We start from the raw sequence: 21,049 nt of genomic DNA, 5'->3' as shown, positions 1-21,049 counted from the left end.
TAGGCCGCCCTGGGGCGCGCCGCGCGCGGGCGCGGGGCGGGCTCCTCCACTTCCTCGGGCGGGAAAGGCTCGTCCACCCCGAAGTCCGGGGCCTGGAAGGGGTTCGTCGCCGGAGGCGGCGATGCCGCGGCGGCACGGTGGGGCTGCCCCTCCAGTGCGGAGAACAGCGAAGTCGGTTCGATGAGAGATCTCTCTTTCGTTACGGGCCCCTGAAGGGGCCCGGCGTGCCGTGACCGGGCACGGCGGTCCTACAGCTTGGTCATCTTGGCGTACGGGCTGAGCATCCGCCGCTGCGCCGAGCCGAAATCCACGAGAGCCGCGATTCCGTCCTCGATGCCGATCACGCGGCCGAGGCCGTACACGTCATGTGTGACCTGATCGCCCACCGCGAAGTGCTTGGGAGCCGGTGTGACCGGGGCCTTGAAGGGGCTCGTGGGAAGGTGACGCTTCGGTGCCGCAGGCTTTGTCATGGCTCAGTATGAGCCCAGGTTCGGCCCAGTTGCTGTGGCTGTCGGCACAGATCATCAGGTAACAACCAGGTCACGCCACTGACCTGGGATTTTGTGACCAGGTAGCGTTGGTATACAAGGTGTATACGACCACTGGGGGCTGCGATGACGTCCGGTCGCGAGAAGGCGTACGCCTATCTCAAGGACACGGTGCTGACGGATCCCGGGATGCAGGGTGCCTTCCTGTCGGAACAGGAGCTCGCGGACCGTATCGGAGTCTCCCGCACTCCCGTCCGCGAGGCGCTGCTCCAGCTCGCCGCCGAGGACCTGGTCGAGCTGGTGCCCAAGAGGGGTGCCCGTGTGTCCCCGCTGACGGGACGCGAGATCCGCGAGCTCATGGAGCTGCGGGGCATCGTGGAGCGGTACGCCGCCCAGCGGCTCGTCGCCGAAGGCGGAGCGCCGGTGGCGGAGCTGCGGTCGCTGCTGGAGCGCCAGCGCGAACTCACCGGCGCCGACCAGGCGCGGGAGTTCACCGCCGTGGACCACCGCTTCCACACCGTCCTGGTGTCCGCCGTCGGCAACGCCCTTCTCGACCGGCACTACGAGGGCCTGCGCAGCCGCCAGGTCCGTGCCGGAGTGGTCGCTCTCTTCAATCAGCAGGGATGCCGGCAAGCGGTGCTGCAGGAGCACCAGGCCATCCTGGACGCCCTGGAGGCCGGTGACGCGCAGGCCGCGTGGGCCGCCATCGACCACCACCTGGAGTCGACGCTCAAGGTGCTGCTCGCGGGCTAGGTGTATTGACCCGATGTGTATTGACCCGATGTGTATTGACCCGCAGCGTCGACCGGTTCGGCGACGGCTGGCGCGTGGAGCGGCCATCGGCTGAGGCGGGGGCGGGCGGGGAGGTACGCCACCAGGCGGCCCCGGCCGTTCGGCCCGGTCGTTTCCGTGAAGAAACCGTGGACTCGAACGGAGGCAGGGCGGCGGGCGGTTGCAGAGCGGCACACACGTGAGGGATGTTTGCCCGATGACAACCTTTCGTCGTGTGAAGTGGAGGGCCCGGGCGCAGGGCTCCGGTTCATGACTTCACCGGATGGCTCCCGTGCCGGCGCCACAAGCGTGGTGACTGCAGCCACTGCCCCGTACCCGGTGGTGGTCGTGGATCCGGCTGGGCGCGTGGTGGAACTCAATGCGGCGGCCTCCGCGCTTCTGCCCGACGCCCGCACCGAGCAGCCCCTGCCGTCCCCCGGGTGGCTCGCCGCCGTGCACCGTGCTCCTGACGCCACGACGGTCACCGGCATGGTGGGCGGCCGCTCCTTCTCCGCGCACCCGTCCGTGCTTCCTGGCGGCGGCACGGCGTGGTGGCTGGTGGAGGAGACCGCCTACCGTTCGGCCGCGGAAGAGCTGAAGGCCGAACGGGAGCGTGCGAGGTTCCTCACCGAAGCCTCCACGGCTCTGCTCGCGTCGCTGAACCTGGACCGGTGCATGGAGATCACCGCGCGTCTGGCCGCCGAGCATCTGGCCGATGCCGCCCTGGTCATCTCCCCCACCAGGGCCGGGAAGCTGCCCGCGGTCAGCTGTGACCACGAGGGCCGCATCACGCGGATCACGCTCCCCACCCGGGCCGAGACGGTGCCAGGACTGGCCGAGGCGCTGCGCGGCTTCCCTCCGGTGCCCTCACGGTGGATCGACCCCGGCTCGGCGTCCGACTGGCTGATCCCCGAAGGGTTCGGCGAGGCCGGTTCGCTGGTGATCACGCCGCTGCCGGGTCACGGAGTCGCGGCCGGCGCGCTGGTGCTGCTGCGCCGGGAGCGGCAGCGGCGCTTCAGCGAGTCGGAGGAGGCCTTCGCCGGACTCTTCGCCGCCCGGGCGGGCGCGGCGATGTCGGCCGCATGGCTCTACGCCGAGCAGAACACCATCACCGACATCCTGATGCGGGACCTCCTGCCGCCCTCACTGCGCCAGGTCGAGGGGGTGGAGTTCGCCGGCGGCTACCGGGCCAGTGTCGACACAGACCGCATCGGCGGGGACTTCTACGACGTCCACCCGCCGAGCGAGGACTGCCCCGAGACCCTCGCCGTCCTGGGCGACGTGGCCGGCAAGGGCCTGGAGGCCGCCGTGATCACGGGCAAGATCCGCAACACCGTGCAGGCCCTGCTGCCGATGGCCGACGACCACGCCAGGCTGCTGCGGTTGCTGAACAACGCCCTGCTGGGCAGCGGCAGCATCCGCTTCGCCACGCTCGTGCTCGCCTCCACCCACCGGGAGGACCGTGACGTGGTGCTGCGGGTCACCGCCGCCGGCCACCCCCCACCGCTGATCGTGCGCCGGGACGGCACCGTGGAGGAGGCCGACACCGCCGGCACCCTGATCGGTGCGCTGCCGGCGATCGAGTCCCGTTCCGCCGAGGTCCGGCTCGCGCCGGGGGAGACCTGCCTGCTGTACACCGACGGCGTCACCGAGGCCAGGGGAGGGCCGCTGGGGGACGCCATGTTCGGGGAGCGGCGCCTCAAGCGGGCGCTCGCCGAGTGCGCCGGCATGCCTGCCGAGGCCGTCGTCGAACGGATCCAGATGCTGGCCGACGCATGGATCGGCGACGGCCGGCACGACGACATCGCCGTCCTCGCCATCACCGCACCCCACGGTGGTGCGCACCTGAGTGCTGTGGACGGGGCGACTGCGGGCGGACGTACCGCATGACGACCACCTCCGCCCCGGACCCCGACGAGGAGCCTGCTCGGCACCACATCGGCTCCCGGCTCGCCTCCCCCCGGTGCGACGAGCGGGCCGTGGCCTGGGCCGACAAGCTCTGGACCAGCGTCCGGGCGGCGGACGAGCACAGCGCCCTCGACGTCGTCGGCAACGCCCTGGCGGCCGGACTGGACGCGGAGACGGTGTTGCTGGACGTCGTCGGCGCGGTCCAGCACAGGGTGGGCGTCGAGTGGGCCGCCAACCGTATGAGCGTCGTCGAGGAGCATGCCGCCACCGCCATCAACGACCGCGTCATCGCCGCCCTGTCCGCCGACCGCCCCGCCACCTTCCTCGGCCGGGTGACGGTCGCCTGCGTGGACAAGGAATGGCACGCGCTGCCCGCTCGCCTGCTGGCCGAGACGCTGCGGCTGCGCGGCTGGCAGGTCGGCTACCTCGGCGCGCAGGTGCCCACCGCGCACTTGATCGGCCATGTCCACCGCACCGGGGCGGACACGGTGTGCCTGTCCGCCGCCCTGTCCACCCGCCTGCCGATGGCGCACGCCGCGATCACCGCCGTCCAGGCGGTCGGCACACCGGTCATGGTCGGCGGCCTCGCCTTCGGTGCCGACGGCCGTTGGGCCCGGCGACTGGGTGCCGACGCCTGGGCGCCCGAAGCCCGCGCCGCCGCCGACCGACTCGCGGCCGGCCCGTTGCCCCGGCCGCGGGCAGCCCACCAGGCCGTCGACGACCTGCCGCATCTGTCCGACCAGGAATTCACTCTGGTCACCCGGAGCTCCCGCACCCTGGTCCGCGAGACCCTCCAGGGCCTGGAACGGCGCTTCCCCGCCATGCGCGGCTATGACGACGATCAGCGTGAACGCACCGCCGAGGACCTCGCCCACATCGTGGAGTTCCTGGCCGCGGCTCTGTACGTGGACGACGAGGACCTCTTCACCCACTTCCTCACCTGGACCGGCGAGATCCTGGCCGCCCGCGGTGTCCCGGCCCGCTCCTTGCCGCCGGCTCTGGACCTGCTGGAGGAACAACTCCGCGACTTCCCCCGCGCCTGCCGCATCATCGCCGCCGCACGCAACACGCTCGCCTGACCCCCGAGGCCCCGGAGCGTGTGCGGCGGGGAACGGGGTAAACGCGGATCTGCCCGCGAGCAGTTCCGCCAGGGGCGCGTCCAGCGCCAGGGGCGCGTCCCACGCCTGCCGCAGCGGTCCGGCCATACGGAACTCACCCGCGCCGTCCGGCCAGACCAGAGCGTGGTCGGCCAACGTCTCCAGTACGGCGTCCAGTTCGCGGGTGCCTTCGTCGTCCACCGCTCCAAGTCCACGAGCCCGAACCGGGCTCTACGAGGAAGGTAATGGGCACCTCGTCAGACCAGGGAGCGTTGCAGTGGGGCCGGAGCCCGGCGGCGGGTTCGAGGACGGCGCATCCCCCGTGATCCGCGGTGCCGCAGATGACCAGAACTGAGACCGGATCTGAGACCGGATCTGAGACCAGAACTGAGACCAGGGCGCGGGGTCATACCTTCTTGACGACGATGGTGTCCGGGAGGAGCTTCTCCAAGTCGTCTACGTCCGAGGTGAAGACTGTGACCTGCCCTTTCACGAGTACCAGTGCGCCTTCTGCGGGCACGACGGCAGGATCGGCGCACGTGCCCTGTGCGAGGCTTGGCTGTGCACCATTGAGGACCTGCTTGCTCCGCTCGAACAGCGTCACTGGTCCGACTCCCTGGCCCTGGACGACGAGGCACTGGACCCTGTCTGGGGCTATCTATTGCAGCGTCCTGACAACCCCAGCTGAAGCAGCTGATCATCTCCGTGGTGGCTGCCGTTCCGGTCTCGGTGCGCGCCTTCATTCCTGGCTGTAGAGCGCAGCCAGGTCGATGAGACGGACATCAGTGTCGGCTTCCGCTGCTGCATGGGCTTTGTCGTTGAATCCTGCTCCGCTGAAACAGATCAGCCGAGTGTCGGTGGTGTCATAACGTCCGGCCTGGCCGACAAGGCTGCGGATATGCCGGAGGCGGTCGATGTGGGCCATGCCCATGGTGTCGTTCCACTTGGCCTCTCCGATGGCCAGGAGTGGAGGTTTGCCGGCGTCGGCGATGCCGATCACCGCCACGTCGACCTCATGGCCGATGCGGGCCTTGGAGTCGTGGACCACGCCATGTCCCACGCGGGCGGGCAGACCGCCCAGCAGGTCGGGATCGACGTGATGGAGAGCCCAGTCGCGGCAGACCTGTTCGAAATGGGGCCCCAGGACATTGCTTACGAAGCGTCGGCGGCTGGCTTGCCAGACCCGTGTCGCACTGCCCGGGCGTTCGAGCTGGTCCCATACCGGGCGCATGATCGCGTGGTAGAAGCCGATCAGCGGTTCGGCGATGCGATACGTGGGCCGGTTGTCGCGGAATGCGTCCGCGTCGCGGTGGAGCAGCCCCGCGTCTTCCAGAACGTTGATGGGGTGCGCGATGTCGGTGGCTTTGCGTTCCAGATAGCCGGCCATGCCGCCTCGGGTGGCGTTGCCGTCGGCGACGGCGGCCAGGACGGACAGGTACAGGGCGGTGTCGCGAAGGTCGGGCTCTTCGGCCAACAGGTAGCGGGCCTCGCGGAATAGGGGGGTCTCGGGATTGAGGACGGTGCGGACAACCCAGTCGTCGAAGTCGTCCGGTCCATCGGGAGTGTCGCCGCGCGCGAACTCGCGCCGATAGGCGGGCGTGCCGCCGACGATCGCGTTGACCTTCATGGCCAGATGGGGGTCGGTGATGTCCCAGAAGTCCGCGGCGAGGCGGTGGTCGAGGGGGCGGACGACCAGCTCCAGGCCCGCCCGCCCACGCAGCGGGGCGTTGCCCGACAGTAGTCGGCCCATGAAGGACAGTGCCGAGCCGCACAGCAGCAGCCGAGTGCGCGAGCGGGTGCGCTGATCACGCAGGGGTCGCAGAGCCTCCTGGATGATTGAGGGCAGTTCCGGATTGGCCTTGGCCAGGTACGGAAACTCGTCGATCACCACGGGGACGGGGCGTTCGGAGCCGATGGCGAGAAGAGCGTCGACCGCCTCGGACCAGTTGGCGAAGTGGAACGGGCTGGCGGGCCGGACGTGATCGGTCAGCGCGGTGCTGATCCTCCGCAGCGACTCGGCGTCCGTAGCTTCGGTCGCACCGAAATAGAAGCCTCCGGCGGCGCGGCACGCCGCGTCCAGCAGGAAGGTCTTGCCTTGGCGGCGACGCCCGGAGACCACGCCGAGAGTCGCGCCCGGCTGTGGGTCGGTGATGAACCGCCTCAGCGCCGACCACTCGTAGTCCCGGTCGAACATCCCGGCAGGCTTGTCCATGCCTCACCCCAGATATAGAAGTACGCCTCCATAAAACATACCCCTATATGTGAGTAGGCGGTGCGTACCTGCGCGGATGCCGCTCGGTAATCGCCATGCCGCATCCGCGAGTGCCCCGAGAGTGGGGTCAAAGCTCGCGGGAGCGGCGAGCCGCATATGAGAGATGAATGCCTTGAATGTCGGAAGTAAACGAGACCAAAACTGAGACCAACGCACAACAAGGAGTCGGACCGCGCACTGCGGTCCGACTCCTTGTTTCGCCTGTTCAGGCAGCTGCGGAGGATACGAGATTCGAACTCGTGAGGGGTTGCCCCCAACACGCTTTCCAAATGTTCGTCTGGGGGTTCGGGGAGGGGCGGGGGCGTTCTGACCTGGGACGGAGCCGAGAGTCGGACGGTTGATGGACGGTTCTGGACGGGGGTGAATGAGACCAGAACTGAGACCGGAGTGCCGGGTCACACCTTCTTGACGACGATCGACTCCGGAACCAGCTTCTCCAGGTCGTCCACGTCCGAGGTGAAGACGGTGACCTGCCCCTTCTGCTGGCGCGCGATGACGGCGAGCACCGCGTCGATCGCGTACTTGTGGCCATGCAGCTTGGCATCTGCCAGCAAACGGCGGGCCTGGCGGGCCTCGTCCTTTCCGATATCGGCGACTCTGAGCCGCGAGAGCACCCAGTCCCAGCGTTGCTCGGTGGTTCTGCCGTCGTACGCCTCGATCAGTGTCATCGGAGATGTCACGACCTCGGCTTCACCTCCGGCCGCGAGGTCGAGCCATGCGATCATCTTCCGGTCGCCGCGCACGGCCAGGGACAAGGCTTCGCAGTCGAGTACGAAGACGCGCAGTGGTCGCTGCCCCGGCTCACCGGCCCGCTTCGTCACGCGGCCTCGCCCGCGCCATGGGTTCCAGCGGCGCGACGGCGCTCGTGCTCGGCGTCGAGCTCCTCCAACTCCTCGAACGCTGCCGTGCGCTCCTCCTCGGTGAGGGAGCCGTGTTCCTCCTGCAGCCAGTCGGACAGCTCCCGCAGCCGGTCCCGGTCGCGCTTGAAGCGCAGCGCCTCGGTGACGTACGCCGACAGGCCCCGCTCCGCCGCCTCCGCGCGGATCTCGTCCAGGAGATCCTCGGGAATCGTCACCGTTACCTTCTTCGTCGCCATACAAGAGACCATACTCTTGGTATCGCGCTCCTTACCAGTGCATTCATGTGACCGCCGGATCGGCGATCAGACGGTCGTGGCGGGGGCTGCCGTGGAAGACCTGGCTGGTGTGCCAGGAGCGGTGGGCGGCGGCGATGGGGCGGACGCCCGGCTGGGGACCTATGAGCGGACGGCCGGCGAGCGTGATGACGTGCTCGCGGGCGGCGGTACTGCGGCCGACGAAGCTCTGCGAGACCAGGATGCGGTGGCCGTCGCCGATGCCGAGAACGCCCTTGTCGAGGAGCTTGTGGTGCAGCGAGCACAGGCACAGCCCGTTGTCGATGTCGTCCGGTCCGTCGAACGCCCACCAGCGCACATGGGCGGCCTCCAGCCCGACCGGCACCGCGCCGATCCTGCCGTCGTACCCGCAGAAGGCGCACTGGTACTCGTACGCGGTCAGGACCATCTCCCGCATCCGCCGGTCCCGCTGCCTGCGCGCGGCCGAGAGCCGTCCGGTCTCGGCCTCCTCCAGCTCCAGGCCGACGGCTTCGCACAGCTCGCCGTGGAGGGAGGGCGGGAAGTTCAGATCGAGCAGCACCCGCGTCAGTCGGCCGAGCAGGGACGGCTCCCGCCGCAGCGCTGCCCGCAGCTGAGGCGTCAGCCGCCCGGCGGCCCCGGTCGCCCGCAGCTCCCTGACCCCGGTCCCGGGGCTGCCCGTCCCGCGCTCGGTGCGCACCTCCCACACTCCGTCACTCACCAGGTGATGGAAGGGATAAGCGGGCGTCGTCCGGTTGCCGGGCCCGTACTCGGCGAGCAGCCGCCGCAGGTCCTGCTCCACCGCGCTGTACCGCAGCTCGCCGTCGGCGTCCTGCTGGAACCGGCTGAGCGCGTACAGGAACAGCAACGGCTTGTGCGGAGCCCGCACCCCACTCCTCGTCCACTGCCTCAGCTGCGCGGTGCGCTCGACCCAGTCCATGACCGGCGATCGTAGTGGCGGCTCGTCGAACAGTGACCCGTGCACGGGGTGGGCCAGTGGGCCAAGTCGAGGGCTACGCGGGCATGACGCCGAGGACGCGGGGAGAGGGTGAAGACCCGTTCGTCCTCGCGCAGATGGCATCAGGCGTACAGATGGGGCGGGTCGAGATCGAGCTCGCTGAGGGTACGTACGGTCCGGTTGCCCGAGGCGGCGACGTACTCGACCGTGATGGCCATGCCGGCGTCGACGGCGTGGGCGAGCTGGCGGACATCGCTGTACGTCAGGTTCTTCGCGTACCCGGCGATGATCTCCTCGGTGTCCGTGCCATACGGGACCCCGGTGCCGAACGGGTCGGGATCCGGAAGTGTCGGCGGGGCGTCGCACAGCCTGGCGGCCAGGGCGCTCAGGCCGACGTCCACCGGGGTCTGCGTCGGCACAGACCGCCGTCGTTGGCCTGGGAGTGGGGTCGGAGCCGGGGCGGAGGCACGTCGGCTCCGGGGCTTCTCGACGCGTACGGTTCCGTCGGCCTTCTCGGCGACGGGCGCGTAGCCTGCGGCCCGGAGCGCGGCGAGGGCCTTGTCGAGCGGAGTCCGGCAGACCAGCACGGTCGGCACCAGCTGCCGCAGCCCGAGCACGGCGAGCCCCCGGTGGGCGGCGAGTTCGGCGAGGAGGGCGGGTTCCTCGCCGTGGATCACGCAGGCCGCGGGGGCGATGCGCATACGGCCGTGAGCGCGCGCGGTGTCGTGGATCAGATACGACAGCGGCTGGGGGAGGGCGCCGACGGCGACGTCGGCCAGATCGGCGGTGATGGCGTCGGGTGTACGGCCGGTGTCCAGGGCGCTGCGGATGGTGCCCGGGCTGAACCGCCACACGGATGCCGTGCCGACGGCTTCCCGGTCTGCGACGGCGTCCAGCAGGGCGGCCAGGCGGGCTGACGGTGTGCCCGTGACGACGGCGGTGAGGTCCGCGCCGAAGCGGGCCGTGCTGGTGGCCGTCGGCAGCAGCCGCCGACTGGCCGCGGCCAGTGCTTCGCCGTCATCGGCCTGCAAGGCGGCACCGATGCGGGAGAGGGAGCCGCGGGCAATCACACCGAGCAGTTCTGCTTCGCGGACCACGGAGGCGAAGGGCGTGGCGTCCTGGGGGAGTTGATCGGCGAGCGGACGGTGCCAGGCGACGAGCGGCCCCAGTTCCACGGGGCTCCGCACCCCTTGGTCCGCCGGGAGCGCCACCACCGCGGCGAGAAGCCCGCCCCGGGCCTGCAAACAGCCGCCACAGGGTGGTGTTCCGGCGAGTGCGGGCAGCGCCTTGCCGTCCTCGTCGCGGGCCTGGGTCGCGGTCAGCGGCAGCGTCCGCCACGCCTGGAGAAGGGTGGTGAGCTGTTCCGCCGGTTCCCGCTCCGCCCAGGCGTCGTAGCCTTCCGTCGCCGCGACCCGGTCACCGTCCCGGGCCAGCAGCCCGGCGTCGTACGCCGTCTCCAGGACGAGGCGTACGACGATGGCGTCGCACTGTGCGGCCTTGCCGATCCGGGACAGCTCACGCGCCCCGACCCCGCCGGACTTCAGACGGGCCGGCGGAGACGCGGCGCACGCCGCCAGAACCGAGGCGGCGTGGACGGCGAACGCCGTGGCGGATGCCGCCGCCTCCCGATCCACCTCCGCCTCGGTGACGGACACCGTCTGCACGATGGGCGGGCACGGCTCGAACGGGGCGTGCCAGTCGGCCCCTCGCAGCGCGAGCGCCACCTCGGCCGGCATTTGTGCGGGCCCGTACCCGGAGTACCGGTCCTGGACCAGGAGTCCGCGCTCCAGCGCCCACCGTGCACCCGGTTCGGAGTCGGCCCGTGGGGCCCCGAGCGTGAGGAACTCTGTCTGTTCCTGCCGCTGTTCACCCTGGTGACGGGCTCGCCGCTCAAGCAGTTTCCGAGTGGCCACAGGCGCCGAAGCGACCACCGCGGCCACCCGCTCCGGATCACTGTGGTGTTCCAGCAGGGTGGCCAGCCGAGCCTTCTTGGTGGTGCCGGGAGCCGGGATGCCCAGGGCCACCAGCATGCGCCGCAGCTCCTCGGAGGTCGTTGCCGCCAGTAGCCGGGCGAGCGGCGCGTCCAGCCCCAGCGGCGAATCCCACGCCTGCCGCAACGGCGCCGCCATGTGGAGCAGCCCTTGGCCGTCCGGCCAGACAAGCGCGTGATCGGCCAGTGTCTCCAGGGCAGCGACCAGCCCGCGATCGGTCTCCGTTTCGGTCACGTCCAGCAGGTCGGCCAAAGCGGCACGTGGAACGGGCCCCAATGCTGCCAGCGCCTCAGCCACCTGCAGCTGTGGCAGCGCGAGCTCCGCCAGCACCGGTGCCACCGACGCCGGGCGCTGAAGGCGGTCCGCGAGTTCGCCGAACGATCGCGGCTCCGGCGGGGACACGGCATCCGGGCGAGTCGCCAGGACTCGCTCAAGTCGACCGACTTCCAGACCGCTCAGCCACGAGGCCAGAGTTGATCCGCTGGGCTTGCCGATGGGGCACCTCACCAAGACGACGCCGTTGCTCTTCGAACCGGAACCGGTCCTGCACACGCTCCAGAATGGCGCACGGCGAGGGACACCCGCGTCCTGCGGCGGCAGGAAGCCGCTCGTGAGTGAAGGCGTTGCCCTGTCGGGCGCCCCGTCAGCGGCAAAGCGAGGCGGTGAAAAGTGCCTTATGCCGGAAATAAATGAGACCGGAACTGAGACCAGAGCATGCCGAGAACCCCGGCCGCTGAGCGGTCCGGGGTTCTCGTTTCGCCTGTTCAGGCAGCTGCGGAGGATACGAGATTCGAACTCGTGAGGGGTTGCCCCCAACACGCTTTCCAACTGTGGTGGTGGGGTGGTGGGGGTCGTTCGGGGGCGTTCACCTGGGTTCATGGGCGGCTGATCCTGGGAGCGGCTTCTACCTTCGGCCCCGTCCGAACGGCCATGAACGGCGCTGAATGAGACGGAAAGTGAGACGGAGCGCGGAGCCAGGGTCGTTAGCATCTTCGCTGTTGAAGGGGGGGTCATGGCGTTGGTTCGCAAGGGATCGCGACGCATCGTTGTCGACGGCACGGTGTACCGCTGGCGGCTGCGAGGCAGGCCGACGTACTTCCAGGGTCTGGCCTGGTCGCCGTGCACGTTCGCGGTCGAGCATGCGGACACGCCAGGGACGATGCTCGTGGTCACGACCGACCAGCCGCATCCGAGCAACTGGATCGGTCGCGAGGCTGAGCCTGTATTGCCGTCCGGGGTTGCTGCGGCTGTTCGGCTTGCCCTGAGTGAGGGTTGGACTCCGACGGCTCTGGGCTCCGCGTTCCACCTCGACCAGTCCGCCGGCTTCACGCCTTCGTACTGAAGAGCCGGGGAATCGTTGGTACCTCAGCCGACGACAGTCCGCCACGACGGAGGGGACGCCGACCGACCACGCGCGCGTATGCCTCGCCGCATCCCCACCGACCTTGGCCACGCTGCTGGCGCCGTCGACCAGAGCAAGCCACGACGGCCGGTCGGTGACGATGGCGCCTCGGCCCTCACTTGGGAAGCTGCGGGCACTTGGGGGCGGTGGGGAGCTGACCTGGACGAATCGCTGGGCCGTAGCCTCGTCGGGCTCGGCTGCTTCACTGTGATTCCCCGTTGGTCTGGTGCGCTTGTGGTGCGCCTGCCGCCCCGCAAGACTCGGATGGTCGTCACTCAATTGCGGTAGCAGTCGCCTATAAGGGCTGTCTGCATGGAAGGGCGACAGCGTGGACACCGCGAACATGATCTTGGACTTCGTCGAATCACTGGTCTGGCCCGCTGTCGTCCTGCTCTCGCTGTTGCTCTACCGGAGGGACATTAGTGATGCGATCCGGCGCCTCAAGAGTCTTGCCACGCCGGCAGGGAATGCTGAGTTTGCCGAGGCAGCGGGAGCGCTCCTGGATGAAGCCGCGGCCATGACCAAGACAGTTGTCTCTGCGGGATCGAAGCGTGGTGTTCTGCGGCGGTTGGAGCACGCGGCAGACGTCCTCAAGGGGGGCAGGCTGCTCTGGGTTGACGATCACCCAGAGGGCAACGCATCACTGATCCAGCTCTTCCGTGCCGCAGGCATGGAAGTAGACACGGCCCTTTCGACAGCCGAAGCCCTCTCGCGTCTGCGCATGCGTTCGTACGACGTCATCCTGAGTGACATTGGCCGCCAGCAGGATCCAAGCGCCGGAATCAGCATGCTTCGGGATCTCGACGACCTAGGAATTGATACGCCGGTGGTGCTTTACACCTTGGGGTTCGACTATCAAAGGGGATTTCCTCGCAGGGCCTTCGCCGTGACGGAGGCTCCCGACGAAGTAGTTCATTACGTGATCGACCTGATAGAGAGAGCCAGAGTCAGCTGAGCCTGTTGCAGGGGCCGGTACGCCTGGCCCAGTCGTGGAGCAGGACCCGCCAGAACAATCTGCTTGGGAAGCTAAGGTCATCTAGCGCTTGCTATGGATCTGACCAGCCACGGAGCGCTGTCGGCGCCTGATGGGTCGTCGCCTGGTTCCCCGATGTTCCCCGTGAGTCCCCGCCCGATCTGGCACGAGTCTGGCACGCCCTCTTCGTCCCGGAGCACCTTGGGGAGGTGGAACTTTCGGCAGCCCATGCTTCTCATCCGGGCGAGAAATCCAGGCACATGTGCAATTCCGCGACCGGTGATTGCTGTGAGGGAGTCAACCACCCACCGCCACGGTCGCTCCGGAGCGGTGCACGGTCATGTTCACGCTTGGCAGCGGGGGTGAGCCCAGCCCGCAATGGTGGAGCGGTGTTTTGGGATGCTGGGTGTGATCAAAATACCGCCGCCCTGCCGCAGCCGAACTGAAACGGTCCCTGCACACTGCCTTACCTCCCGCGCCGAGAGGCTGTGGCAAAGGGGAGTAACCTCTGTGCACATTACATGCGAATTAGAGTCGCGAATAGTTTCTATGAAGCCCTCTTGAGGATGTCTGTAGCGGTTTTGGCTACCCACACTCACGATTACGTGAGTAGGTGACACGTGGTGCAATAGCGCCGCTGAATCTAGCCCTTGATTCGTATGTGTCAGAGCTCCATGATGAGGCCACCGTAGAACATCGGAATTGAGCGAGACGCCTTTGTCGACGAGTGCTTTCCAGACGCGACCGTCAGCATCGCCGGCCACGATAATTTTCGATCCATGCGCCTCTAGAAATACAACCGAGCTGGCCAAATTTCGATCACGATGCACGAGAGCTCTATGAAGAGTCTGCCGCGATGGTGCAGCAATAGTATAGGAGAGGTTGCCAATCTTCCCGACGGCTCCCTCCTCTGCATTACCCATTTCTAGGTGCCTATACCTGTCGTCGGCGAGACGCCGATGCACTGCCAGCGCGCGCGCCCCTCGGGTGCCGTCGAAGAAAGTGTCATAGTTGTATCTAAGTGAGCGTACTCCCAAGGTATCGACGATTTGGATGATACCGCCATAGTGGTCGGCGTCCCAATGACTGATGATTGCGGTGTCGAGCGAGATACCTCGACTCTCGACGGCATCTTCAACAACAGTCTCTTTTCCTGCAGGGCAATCAATGAGCAAGGCCCTCAGCGTCTGCCAGTCGATGGCCAAGGTGGCATCGCCTTGGCCTACGTCTAGAAAGAGGATCTCTACGGTACTGCTATCGAGACCATCCCTGGTTGACGTAACAGAGTTCACTTGTGGGCCCGCCCCTCGTTTCCTAACCCGCCGTTCCGCACTGTTACCAACTTGACTAATCGTCCATGGTGCGTACGGCTTCTTGTAGGTCCTCTGGACTCATCCAGGAAGCAGACTGATGCCGAAATTGGCCAGAACTCAGGGGGGCCCCGTCACGGATCATCACATCAAAAGTTTCACCAGGACGGCAAATACTCCCCGGCATCCCTCCGGGTGGTTCAATCCACTCGCCATCTAGTGACGTGATGCCAGGCACTTCGACTAGAACCCTGCCATCAGCTACCGATAGTACTGAGCCATAGCGATCACGCATTTTCCCAGTCGTACCGAGGTGTGCCGACATAGATGCTGTACCTACTCCGCTATGGCGTTGTACTCCTTCGGGAGCCAAGGAGGTATTCAATCGCCTAACAAGCTTTTCCTGTAGCCAAGCTGGGACCCCCATGGACTCCCAAACGGTATCTTCCAGCTGGCGTAGCAATCCACTGGCCTGGTCGAGTCGATCGCTTAGGCGATGAAGTTCCTTCCCGAGTTCGGCGAATCTACGCCAAACAATCGGGTCGCTAGGAATCGGAATGGATCGTGCGTCCGCGGTACTTACGTTGCGCTCCAGCGCCCGCTCGTCAATCCAGCAGGATGCGAATCCTGAGCCAAGAAAGGCGAGAAGGCCATACAGTAGGTCATCGTCATCGTTTTTAGGCATGACCATGTGCAAACTGTTCCGCACTAGGATTCCGCGTGTATCGATGCTGGGTTTTAGCCGCCAAGGAGTGTCGGGACCACTTGCAGCCGGTGTCAGAATCTTGCGTTTTCCGAGGCCGGCGCTACCACGGCCCGTCTGAAAGTCATCGGGGAAGTGCAAGGACATGAGCGTTTCAGGATCTGGCTCTGCAAAGGGCCGAAGAGACCCTGAGAGTCTCAGGTACTCGCAGTTTCCCGTGCCGTCCAAGCGGTTTTCGATACGAGGCTTTGGCTGAGGTCCGGTAATAATTTCAGCTACATCGCCGACGCTGGCAAAATCCTGTCCCGCCGCCCAATCAGTGAGGGGTCCGGTAATGAGGTGCGAATCGGCTGGGCTATGAGCCAATGACTCAGTAAGGAAGCTCTCTGAGGGCTTGCCGTTCTTGTAGAAAGGTTCCAGCGATCCGCGGCTAATCACTCTACGGAAGAGGATTGCCCCTTGGTTTCCAGTGGCTTTCTCATGCCGCTTTGCAATGAGCACGGCGGGTGCGGCGTTCGCAGAGTTGAATGATCCTTTTGGTAGTCGCCAAACCTCAAAGATGTCGCAGAGGGCACGCACTCTATTACGACTGTCTCGGCTGCTTCGATTGCTTAGCCAGCCGATGGGCAAGACGATCGAAAGTAGACCTCCTGGCCGCAAACTGTTGAGCATCCAAAGGAGGAAGTCATCAGCGCGCTCAGACCTTCGCCCACCCACGGTGTTGGTATTCTTCCAAGGTGGATTAGCGACAATGATGGACGGTCGAGTGTCCCCTTCCAGCCCAATGGTTAGCGCGTCTTCATTCTTGACGTCCCACCCGTTACCTGCAGGTACCGCATGCAGGAAGAGACTAAGTCGCGCAATCTCGACGGCAAAAGCATCGGTGTCGTATCCGTGGAGGTGGGCGGTCAAGTCCCGATGGCTTTCCCGCAAATCCCAATCTGTTGGCTGGAGGGCTCGCAGCCGGTCATGAGCTGCTAGGAGAAGTCCTCCTGAGCCGCACGTCGGATCGACCACAACGCGTTCTTCCGGGCAAACAGTTTCTACCGGCGTGGCAGCAAGCATTTTACGTGCTAGTGCTGGCGGCGTGTAGTGAGTTCCAAGCTTTCGACGCTGTGCATCGCTGACCAATGTCTTTTCGTAAACTTCGCTCAAAATGGATGGATCCAGGCTGCGGAAATCAATGTCCTGGCCTAGACCTGAAACAATACCGGTCAATGCATCTAGCTCGCGGCTGTCCAGAGACGTGATCCAGCGAAATTCTTTAGGATGGCTCTGCATTACGGCGTCGACGGTGACGCCAGGTGTCCCCTTTGGGAGTCCTTCTTTGTCGCGGAGGACTAGGGTTGTCAGGGCACCTACGACGAGACGTGCTGCACGCTTGTGTAGACGTTCGGTTGCTTCTTCCGAAGTGGATTTCGCGTTCTGATATCCGAGCACATCAAAAGCACCTTTGAGTGCCTCTTCGACTCTGGGCGACAGGCGGTCGCCGCTGTCCTTGCGCGCGTGCTCAAGGATGGATACATCAATGGGGAAAAGTGACGGCTGGCGACTGCCTGTCTTAGCTTCTAGAACGCTTCGCGGATCAATCCTATGGGCGATACGACTCGCCTGATTGCGGTCGCTATATTCGATCTCAGTCAGAGTTTCAGAAGATCCGTCAACATTGACTGATGCGATTCGAAGGGATTCTGGAAGTGCTACCGCGATAAATGGGGCAGCCAGCGTCACGGCTAGATTGGATGCCTCATCCTGTACGCGCACCGAGGCTTCGCGAGAAGAGTGTTGCACCACTATGGCGGCAGTGCTCATGTCTTTGGGATTGCGTCGGGCAAAAGCGGCTAGGTCAACAACGGCGTTACCCAATCCGGTCCAAATTGGGTAATTTTCTTCGATCAGTTCTTCGCCGTAGCCGAGCAGGCTCAGTGTTGACTTTGCCTGACCGAGGGGCGCATGCGGCGCTGTCATGGTCTGGCCTCTCCCCTCAAGTCGCTGGTCATGGGCCTGATGCTATGTGACTCGTACGAGACGGTACCGATCGACCCCCTTCAGGGCTACACATATGGGTGATCGTGCCCATCTTTCTTCGGTCGCTACCGCGCCAATGACGGTTACAAAACGTGGTGGTGGATGAGTTCGAGCGTGCGTCTCAGGTCGGCGGAGCGGGTTTGGCCGGTGGCCTGCCCGGTCTGGGGTCGAGCATGATCAGGGGGCCGTACGCTGGTTGGCAACTCGGGCAGGCTTTGGGCCTGACCGCAATTAGCACGAGTGGCCCCCTGGTCTTGCTCGACGCGGGACCCGGACCGGGGAGGTGGCTAAAGCCGTGGAGCTGACCGCCCCAGCCACGAGGTACCCCTTCTCTGGCATCAGGCGGCTGAACGCCTAGTGCGCGGCACGGGCGCCGGCCGGGCTGGAGTGGGGCGGAGACAGGAGCGCAGGCCCGGCCGGGGGTCGGGCCGCGCGCGGGGAGCGGAGCGAGCCGCCTTGAACCCGTGAAGAGAGTTGTTACTCAGGTGGCGTCGTGACGCGCCACAGGGGCGCGTCGTACTGCTTGGGTCGACTGCTAACGAGCAACTCGCGCAGGTTGTGGCGCTGGTTGCCGTTGAGGTTCAGGGCCTCGGTGATGTGGCGGAACGTCGTGTGGGTGACTCCGCGGTCCCGGGCTTCGGCCTCGAACTGGTCCAGCTGGGCCAGGACCGTATCCGGGGCCAGCTTCAGCGGTGGCCGTTCGCTGAGCCATGCGGCCTTATTGCGCTCATAGTCGATCTCCGAGTAGCCGCAGATTTCGCGGCTATGTGTCTCCACCTCTTCGAGGGTCTCCGTCGCTATGACGGCACGAGCCAGACTGTTACGGCTCAACGCCTCGTCCATGTCGACTTCGTGGACGGTCGGACCTTCGTCCGTGAGCGGTACGGGAAGCCCAGCGTCCCGCACTTCGCAGGTGCCTCTCGCTCCTCGTGCCGTCGCCGCGAGCATCGCGGTCGCCTCGGACGGATGCCACTCCAGAACCGAGCTGATCGACTCTGTGTCCTTCACCGTGAAGGCGTGGACTAGCGGGCCGAGTATCCCGCGCAGGTCTTCGTGCGGGAGTTCGCCGTCCAGGCCGGGCCCAGCAACCAGGAGACGGATGGGCGCATTCACCTGGCAACAAGCGGCCAGTGTGAGGGCGTCAGCGAGCGGGCTCTTCAGCGTGGGCTCGTCGCCTCGGGCCAGAATGTCTCCGCCCACGTCCAGGAGGTCAATCGACGCGGGCTCCAAGTGGCTCACTAGCTCTTCGAGTTGGCGCGTCACGCCCTCTGCGCCCTGGTGTGGGTCGATCAACGCGAATGTGTGAGGGAGCTCTGCCGCGAGTCGAGGGAGGGTAGATCCCGCCGGAGCGATCGGGCGGGCTTCAGCTGGCACTGTCGAGACGGACGGTGTGAGTTGTTCGAGGCCGGTGAAGTCGTGGACGCCTCGGGGACCCGGGACCGGATCGACGAGCAGGCGGTCCCACGCGTACGTGAAGATCACCGCCGGGTCCTCGTCGCCGTAGAGGGCGGCGTCAAGCATTGCGGCGGCGACTGCGTCGCCCCCTCCTCCTGCTGCGACGATCAACCGCGTCATGCGGACAGGATACGGGGTCGAACATTTGCCACCCGCCCTATAGTGGCTAGAGGCCATAGCCACTTGGACAAGGAGGGGGCATGCCTCAGATCGAGGAGGCTCAGCCGAAGTATCTCCAGATCGCGCACTTCATCCGTGATCAGATCCTGCGGGGGGATCTGCGACCGGGGGACGAGGTTCCCTCGGAACGGCAACTTGCCGCGGACTGGAAGGTGTCGAGGCCGACGGCTGCCCGTTCGCTGGAGGCGCTGAGCCATCAGGGTCTGGTCGAGAAGCGACAGGGGTCGGGCACGTACGTGCGGAGCCTCGAAGTCAACCGGCGGGCGCGGGAGTTGTACGGGCGGGCCAGGCAGACAGGGAAGATCTACACCGCAGGTGAGTACGCGGTCATCACGTCTGCGGGCTGGCTGGAGGCGCCGGACCACGTCGCCGAGGCGTTGGGCCTGGTTAAGGATCGGCGAGCCGTGCACCGACGGCGCATCACCAACAACCAGGACGGGCCCATCACGCTGTCCACCTCCTGGTTCGCGCCGGATGTCGGCCAGAAGGCGCCCAAGCTCCTGGATCCCGAGCGGATCCAGGAAGGCGCGCTGATGTACGTCGAGAACATGACGGGCCGCCAGGGGAGCTACGCCGAAGACCGCATGTGCGCTCGGGCGGCCACGGACGAGGAATCGGCAGACCTGAAACTGGCCTTTGGGTCAGCGGTGTTGATCGTCCATCACGTCGTCTTCGACCTCCAGGACCGGCCTTTGGAGTTCGCCGAAGCCACCTACCCGCCCCACCGCTGGGCGTTCGAGCAGGGCTACCCACTCTCCTGACGGTTCGTAAGTTCCGTCGAACCGGTTGCACCTCGCGAGTGGCTAATGCCACTATCCAGTAAGTGGCTAAGGCCACTTGATCGGAAGGGGCACGGTGTGACGGGTCAGCGGCCGGAGCAGGACGCGCGCTTAGCTTGCCGGGGTTGCCGGGGGCGCGGCTGGAAACGCGTCAGCTCACGTACGGCGCTGGCGCTCTCCACCGTCAACGACCGTGCCCGTGCCACATCGAAGCGACGGTGCCTCGACTGCGACGGCACCGGCAGGGAGTGAGCACGGATGGCCTACACAATCGACCGCCACCCAGGCCCGGACGCACCCCGACTCGGAGCGATGGTCTTGCATCCAATCGCGGAGTCCGTACCGCGGGCCCGACGCTGGTTCCAGAAATTCATCGCCCCGTACAACCCGGCCTGCTCGGTCGACGACTGCGTACTGATGATCTCCGAGCTGGTCACCAACGCCATCGTCTACGGACGGTCGGATGATCCATGGGTCGTGCGGGTGGAGTGGTTCCGCGAGGGGGACTCACTGCGCGTTGAGGTGCACAATCCCGGCTTCCCTGCGAATGTGCGCATGCGCTGGCCGGACGCCAACGAGGCGCATGGGCGTGGACTCCTCCTGGTCGACTCCATCGCCGACTCCTGGCACTCCGCCCCGAGCCGCTTCGGCGGTACGGTCGTGACCTTCGTGATGGCTGATGCCTGGCGATGCTGAAAACCGCAGTAGCCCATATTCCATGGCGTAGCCATGGGCTAGCCTGGTTGACCAGTTGACTTGGCCAATCCCGACAGGCGGCACTCATGGCGTATGAGGTGGAGGCGCCGAAGTACGTTCGCCTCGCGCAGACGATTCAGCGTCGCATCGAGGACGGCACGTATCCGCCAGGCACCCGCGTTCCCAGTGAGAATCAGCTGGTGCAAGCCTTCGGGATGTCCCGCCCGACCGTCGTACGGGCGCTGGAGCTGTTGAAGCGTGACGGATGGCTGGAGTCCCGGCAGGGCTACGGCACGATTGTCCGTGGCCGCCCGGCCGTCGCCGAGCAGAGAGACCGTCGGGGGCGCGAGGCGCTGGAGCGCGATGAATCGTTGGCCGCAGGGCGCCTCGTCGAGGTCGGCCAGGTCCCGGTGCCCGCTCGCGTCGCTTCCCCGCTCGGGCTACCCAAGCGGACCAAGGTACTTGTGCGCCGGTTCCTCGTCGAAGCGGACGGCGAAGCTGTCGAGCTGGTCTCGTCGTACTTCCCCGCCGGGTTGGTCGACGGCACCGAGTTGGGCAGCCCTGAAGCCTTGACCGGCAGCCCCCGTGAGCACCTGGAAGCCCGGAAGAAGATCCGCTTCGATCACGTCACGGAGCGGGTCTCGGCTCGACTGCCGGAAAGCGACGAAGCCGAGCTGCTCGACTTGCCAGAGGGTGTGCCTGTCCTGAGCGTCCTGGTCATCGCGTGTGACGCCTCCGGGCAGGCGCTACAAGTTTCTGACGTGCTGCTTCCTGCCGATCGGCAGGAACTGGAAGACACCTACCGCTTGAACTGAGCCTCACTCGGGGCCAGTTCTCCCCAAAACTCCACTTGACAAGTCAACCTGGCATCCCTAGCTTCGAACTTGCTAAGTCAACTTGTCAGGTGGCGGGTTGATCGACTTCCGA

The 21,049-nt window shown here is 66.2% G+C and carries 18 protein-coding genes; 8 read left to right on the top strand and 10 right to left on the bottom strand.

Annotated features, from left to right (window positions below):
• Positions 1–248 precede the first annotated feature (248 nt).
• Complete coding sequence (locus AC3ETA_RS29740; RefSeq protein ID WP_030948552.1) at positions 249–470, bottom strand: hypothetical protein; 222 nt, start codon at positions 468–470, stop codon at positions 249–251.
• A gap of 144 nt (positions 471–614) precedes the next feature.
• On the opposite strand from AC3ETA_RS29740, the gene AC3ETA_RS29735 reads away from it, so the two are divergent.
• The 3 genes from AC3ETA_RS29735 to AC3ETA_RS29725 all read left to right on the top strand — a co-directional run bounded on the left by AC3ETA_RS29735 (position 615) and on the right by AC3ETA_RS29725 (position 4,246).
• Complete coding sequence (locus AC3ETA_RS29735) at positions 615–1,241, top strand: GntR family transcriptional regulator (RefSeq protein ID WP_432195967.1); 627 nt, start codon at positions 615–617, stop codon at positions 1,239–1,241.
• A gap of 288 nt (positions 1,242–1,529) precedes the next feature.
• Positions 1,530–3,149, top strand: a complete 1,620-nt coding sequence (locus tag AC3ETA_RS29730; protein WP_432195966.1) for a PP2C family protein-serine/threonine phosphatase — start codon at positions 1,530–1,532, stop codon at positions 3,147–3,149.
• On the top strand, positions 3,146–4,246 hold the full coding sequence (locus AC3ETA_RS29725; RefSeq protein WP_432195965.1) for a cobalamin B12-binding domain-containing protein: 1,101 nt from the start codon (positions 3,146–3,148) through the stop codon (positions 4,244–4,246). Before AC3ETA_RS29730 ends, AC3ETA_RS29725 begins: the two co-directional genes overlap by 4 nt.
• Before the next feature lie 424 nt (positions 4,247–4,670).
• On the opposite strand, the gene AC3ETA_RS29720 is transcribed toward AC3ETA_RS29725, so the two are convergent.
• The 6 genes from AC3ETA_RS29720 to AC3ETA_RS29695 form a co-directional block, all read right to left on the bottom strand.
• A complete protein-coding gene (locus AC3ETA_RS29720; RefSeq protein WP_432195964.1) occupies positions 4,671–4,868 on the bottom strand; it encodes a hypothetical protein in 198 nt (65 codons plus the stop codon).
• A 135-nt stretch (positions 4,869–5,003) separates the two neighbouring features.
• Entirely contained in the window at positions 5,004–6,476 is a 1,473-nt protein-coding gene (locus AC3ETA_RS29715; RefSeq protein ID WP_432195963.1) for an AAA family ATPase, read from the bottom strand.
• A gap of 455 nt (positions 6,477–6,931) precedes the next feature.
• Positions 6,932–7,357 (bottom strand): PIN domain-containing protein, encoded by a 426-nt coding sequence (locus AC3ETA_RS29710; protein ID WP_432195962.1) that lies wholly within the window; start codon positions 7,355–7,357, stop codon positions 6,932–6,934.
• Positions 7,354–7,632 carry a CopG family transcriptional regulator gene (locus AC3ETA_RS29705; RefSeq protein WP_432195961.1) on the bottom strand — a complete coding sequence of 93 codons (279 nt, stop codon included), beginning with the start codon at positions 7,630–7,632 and terminating at the stop codon, positions 7,354–7,356. The genes AC3ETA_RS29710 and AC3ETA_RS29705 overlap by 4 nt, the downstream gene beginning before the upstream one ends.
• Positions 7,633–7,675: 43 nt before the next feature.
• The gene (locus tag AC3ETA_RS29700) at positions 7,676–8,587 is read right to left on the bottom strand and encodes a phosphorothioated DNA-binding restriction endonuclease (protein WP_432195960.1); all 912 of its coding nucleotides are present in this window, start codon (positions 8,585–8,587) and stop codon (positions 7,676–7,678) included.
• 140 nt (positions 8,588–8,727) lie between these two features.
• Positions 8,728–11,103: a helicase-associated domain-containing protein gene (locus tag AC3ETA_RS29695; protein WP_432195959.1), complete on the bottom strand. Its 2,376-nt coding sequence runs from the start codon at positions 11,101–11,103 to the stop codon at positions 8,728–8,730.
• 505 nt (positions 11,104–11,608) lie between these two features.
• Between AC3ETA_RS29695 and AC3ETA_RS29690 the strand changes: the two genes are divergently transcribed.
• On the top strand, positions 11,609–11,938 hold the full coding sequence (locus tag AC3ETA_RS29690) for a hypothetical protein (RefSeq protein WP_432195958.1): 330 nt from the start codon (positions 11,609–11,611) through the stop codon (positions 11,936–11,938).
• A 388-nt stretch (positions 11,939–12,326) separates the two neighbouring features.
• Positions 12,327–12,953, top strand: coding sequence for a response regulator (locus AC3ETA_RS29685; RefSeq protein ID WP_432195957.1), 627 nt, complete (start codon positions 12,327–12,329; stop codon positions 12,951–12,953).
• Positions 12,954–13,315: 362 nt separating this feature from the next.
• Here AC3ETA_RS29685 and AC3ETA_RS29680 read toward each other — a convergent pair whose 3' ends face one another.
• From AC3ETA_RS29680 to AC3ETA_RS29670, 3 genes are all read right to left on the bottom strand, one after another.
• Positions 13,316–14,176 (bottom strand): ComEC/Rec2 family competence protein, encoded by an 861-nt coding sequence (locus AC3ETA_RS29680; RefSeq protein WP_432195956.1) that lies wholly within the window; start codon positions 14,174–14,176, stop codon positions 13,316–13,318.
• Between the two features lie 142 nt (positions 14,177–14,318).
• The gene (locus AC3ETA_RS29675) at positions 14,319–16,952 is read right to left on the bottom strand and encodes an HsdM family class I SAM-dependent methyltransferase (RefSeq protein WP_432195955.1); all 2,634 of its coding nucleotides are present in this window, start codon (positions 16,950–16,952) and stop codon (positions 14,319–14,321) included.
• A 537-nt stretch (positions 16,953–17,489) separates the two neighbouring features.
• Entirely contained in the window at positions 17,490–18,587 is a 1,098-nt protein-coding gene (locus AC3ETA_RS29670) for a DUF1152 domain-containing protein (protein WP_432195954.1), read from the bottom strand.
• Positions 18,588–18,667: 80 nt separating this feature from the next.
• On the opposite strand from AC3ETA_RS29670, the gene AC3ETA_RS29665 reads away from it, so the two are divergent.
• From AC3ETA_RS29665 to AC3ETA_RS29655, 3 genes are all read left to right on the top strand, one after another.
• A complete protein-coding gene (locus AC3ETA_RS29665; protein WP_432195953.1) occupies positions 18,668–19,408 on the top strand; it encodes a GntR family transcriptional regulator in 741 nt (246 codons plus the stop codon).
• Positions 19,409–19,684: 276 nt separating this feature from the next.
• On the top strand, positions 19,685–20,122 hold the full coding sequence (locus AC3ETA_RS29660) for an ATP-binding protein (protein WP_432195952.1): 438 nt from the start codon (positions 19,685–19,687) through the stop codon (positions 20,120–20,122).
• Between the two features lie 86 nt (positions 20,123–20,208).
• Positions 20,209–20,937, top strand: a complete 729-nt coding sequence (locus AC3ETA_RS29655) for a GntR family transcriptional regulator (protein ID WP_432195951.1) — start codon at positions 20,209–20,211, stop codon at positions 20,935–20,937.
• Positions 20,938–21,049 lie beyond the last annotated feature (112 nt).

The organism is Streptomyces sp. bgisy027, from assembly GCF_057710365.1.
This window is presented reverse-complemented; position numbering and strand designations above follow the sequence as displayed.

What these genes read in the sequence shown, in the direction of transcription:
- AC3ETA_RS29675 (WP_432195955.1), bottom strand. Translation starts at nt 16,952, where the DNA reads ATGACAGCGCCGCATGCGCCCCTCGGTCAGGCAAAGTCAACACTGAGC.
- AC3ETA_RS29725 (WP_432195965.1), top strand. Translation starts at nt 3,146, where the DNA reads ATGACGACCACCTCCGCCCCGGACCCCGACGAGGAGCCTGCTCGGCAC.
- AC3ETA_RS29735 (WP_432195967.1), top strand. Translation starts at nt 615, where the DNA reads ATGACGTCCGGTCGCGAGAAGGCGTACGCCTATCTCAAGGACACGGTG.
- AC3ETA_RS29660 (WP_432195952.1), top strand. Translation starts at nt 19,685, where the DNA reads ATGGCCTACACAATCGACCGCCACCCAGGCCCGGACGCACCCCGACTC.
- AC3ETA_RS29665 (WP_432195953.1), top strand. Translation starts at nt 18,668, where the DNA reads ATGCCTCAGATCGAGGAGGCTCAGCCGAAGTATCTCCAGATCGCGCAC.
- AC3ETA_RS29655 (WP_432195951.1), top strand. Translation starts at nt 20,209, where the DNA reads ATGGCGTATGAGGTGGAGGCGCCGAAGTACGTTCGCCTCGCGCAGACG.
- AC3ETA_RS29715 (WP_432195963.1), bottom strand. Translation starts at nt 6,476, where the DNA reads ATGGACAAGCCTGCCGGGATGTTCGACCGGGACTACGAGTGGTCGGCG.
- AC3ETA_RS29730 (WP_432195966.1), top strand. Translation starts at nt 1,530, where the DNA reads ATGACTTCACCGGATGGCTCCCGTGCCGGCGCCACAAGCGTGGTGACT.
- AC3ETA_RS29700 (WP_432195960.1), bottom strand. Translation starts at nt 8,587, where the DNA reads ATGGACTGGGTCGAGCGCACCGCGCAGCTGAGGCAGTGGACGAGGAGT.
- AC3ETA_RS29740 (WP_030948552.1), bottom strand. Translation starts at nt 470, where the DNA reads ATGACAAAGCCTGCGGCACCGAAGCGTCACCTTCCCACGAGCCCCTTC.
- AC3ETA_RS29670 (WP_432195954.1), bottom strand. Translation starts at nt 18,587, where the DNA reads ATGACGCGGTTGATCGTCGCAGCAGGAGGAGGGGGCGACGCAGTCGCC.
- AC3ETA_RS29705 (WP_432195961.1), bottom strand. Translation starts at nt 7,632, where the DNA reads ATGGCGACGAAGAAGGTAACGGTGACGATTCCCGAGGATCTCCTGGAC.
- AC3ETA_RS29690 (WP_432195958.1), top strand. Translation starts at nt 11,609, where the DNA reads ATGGCGTTGGTTCGCAAGGGATCGCGACGCATCGTTGTCGACGGCACG.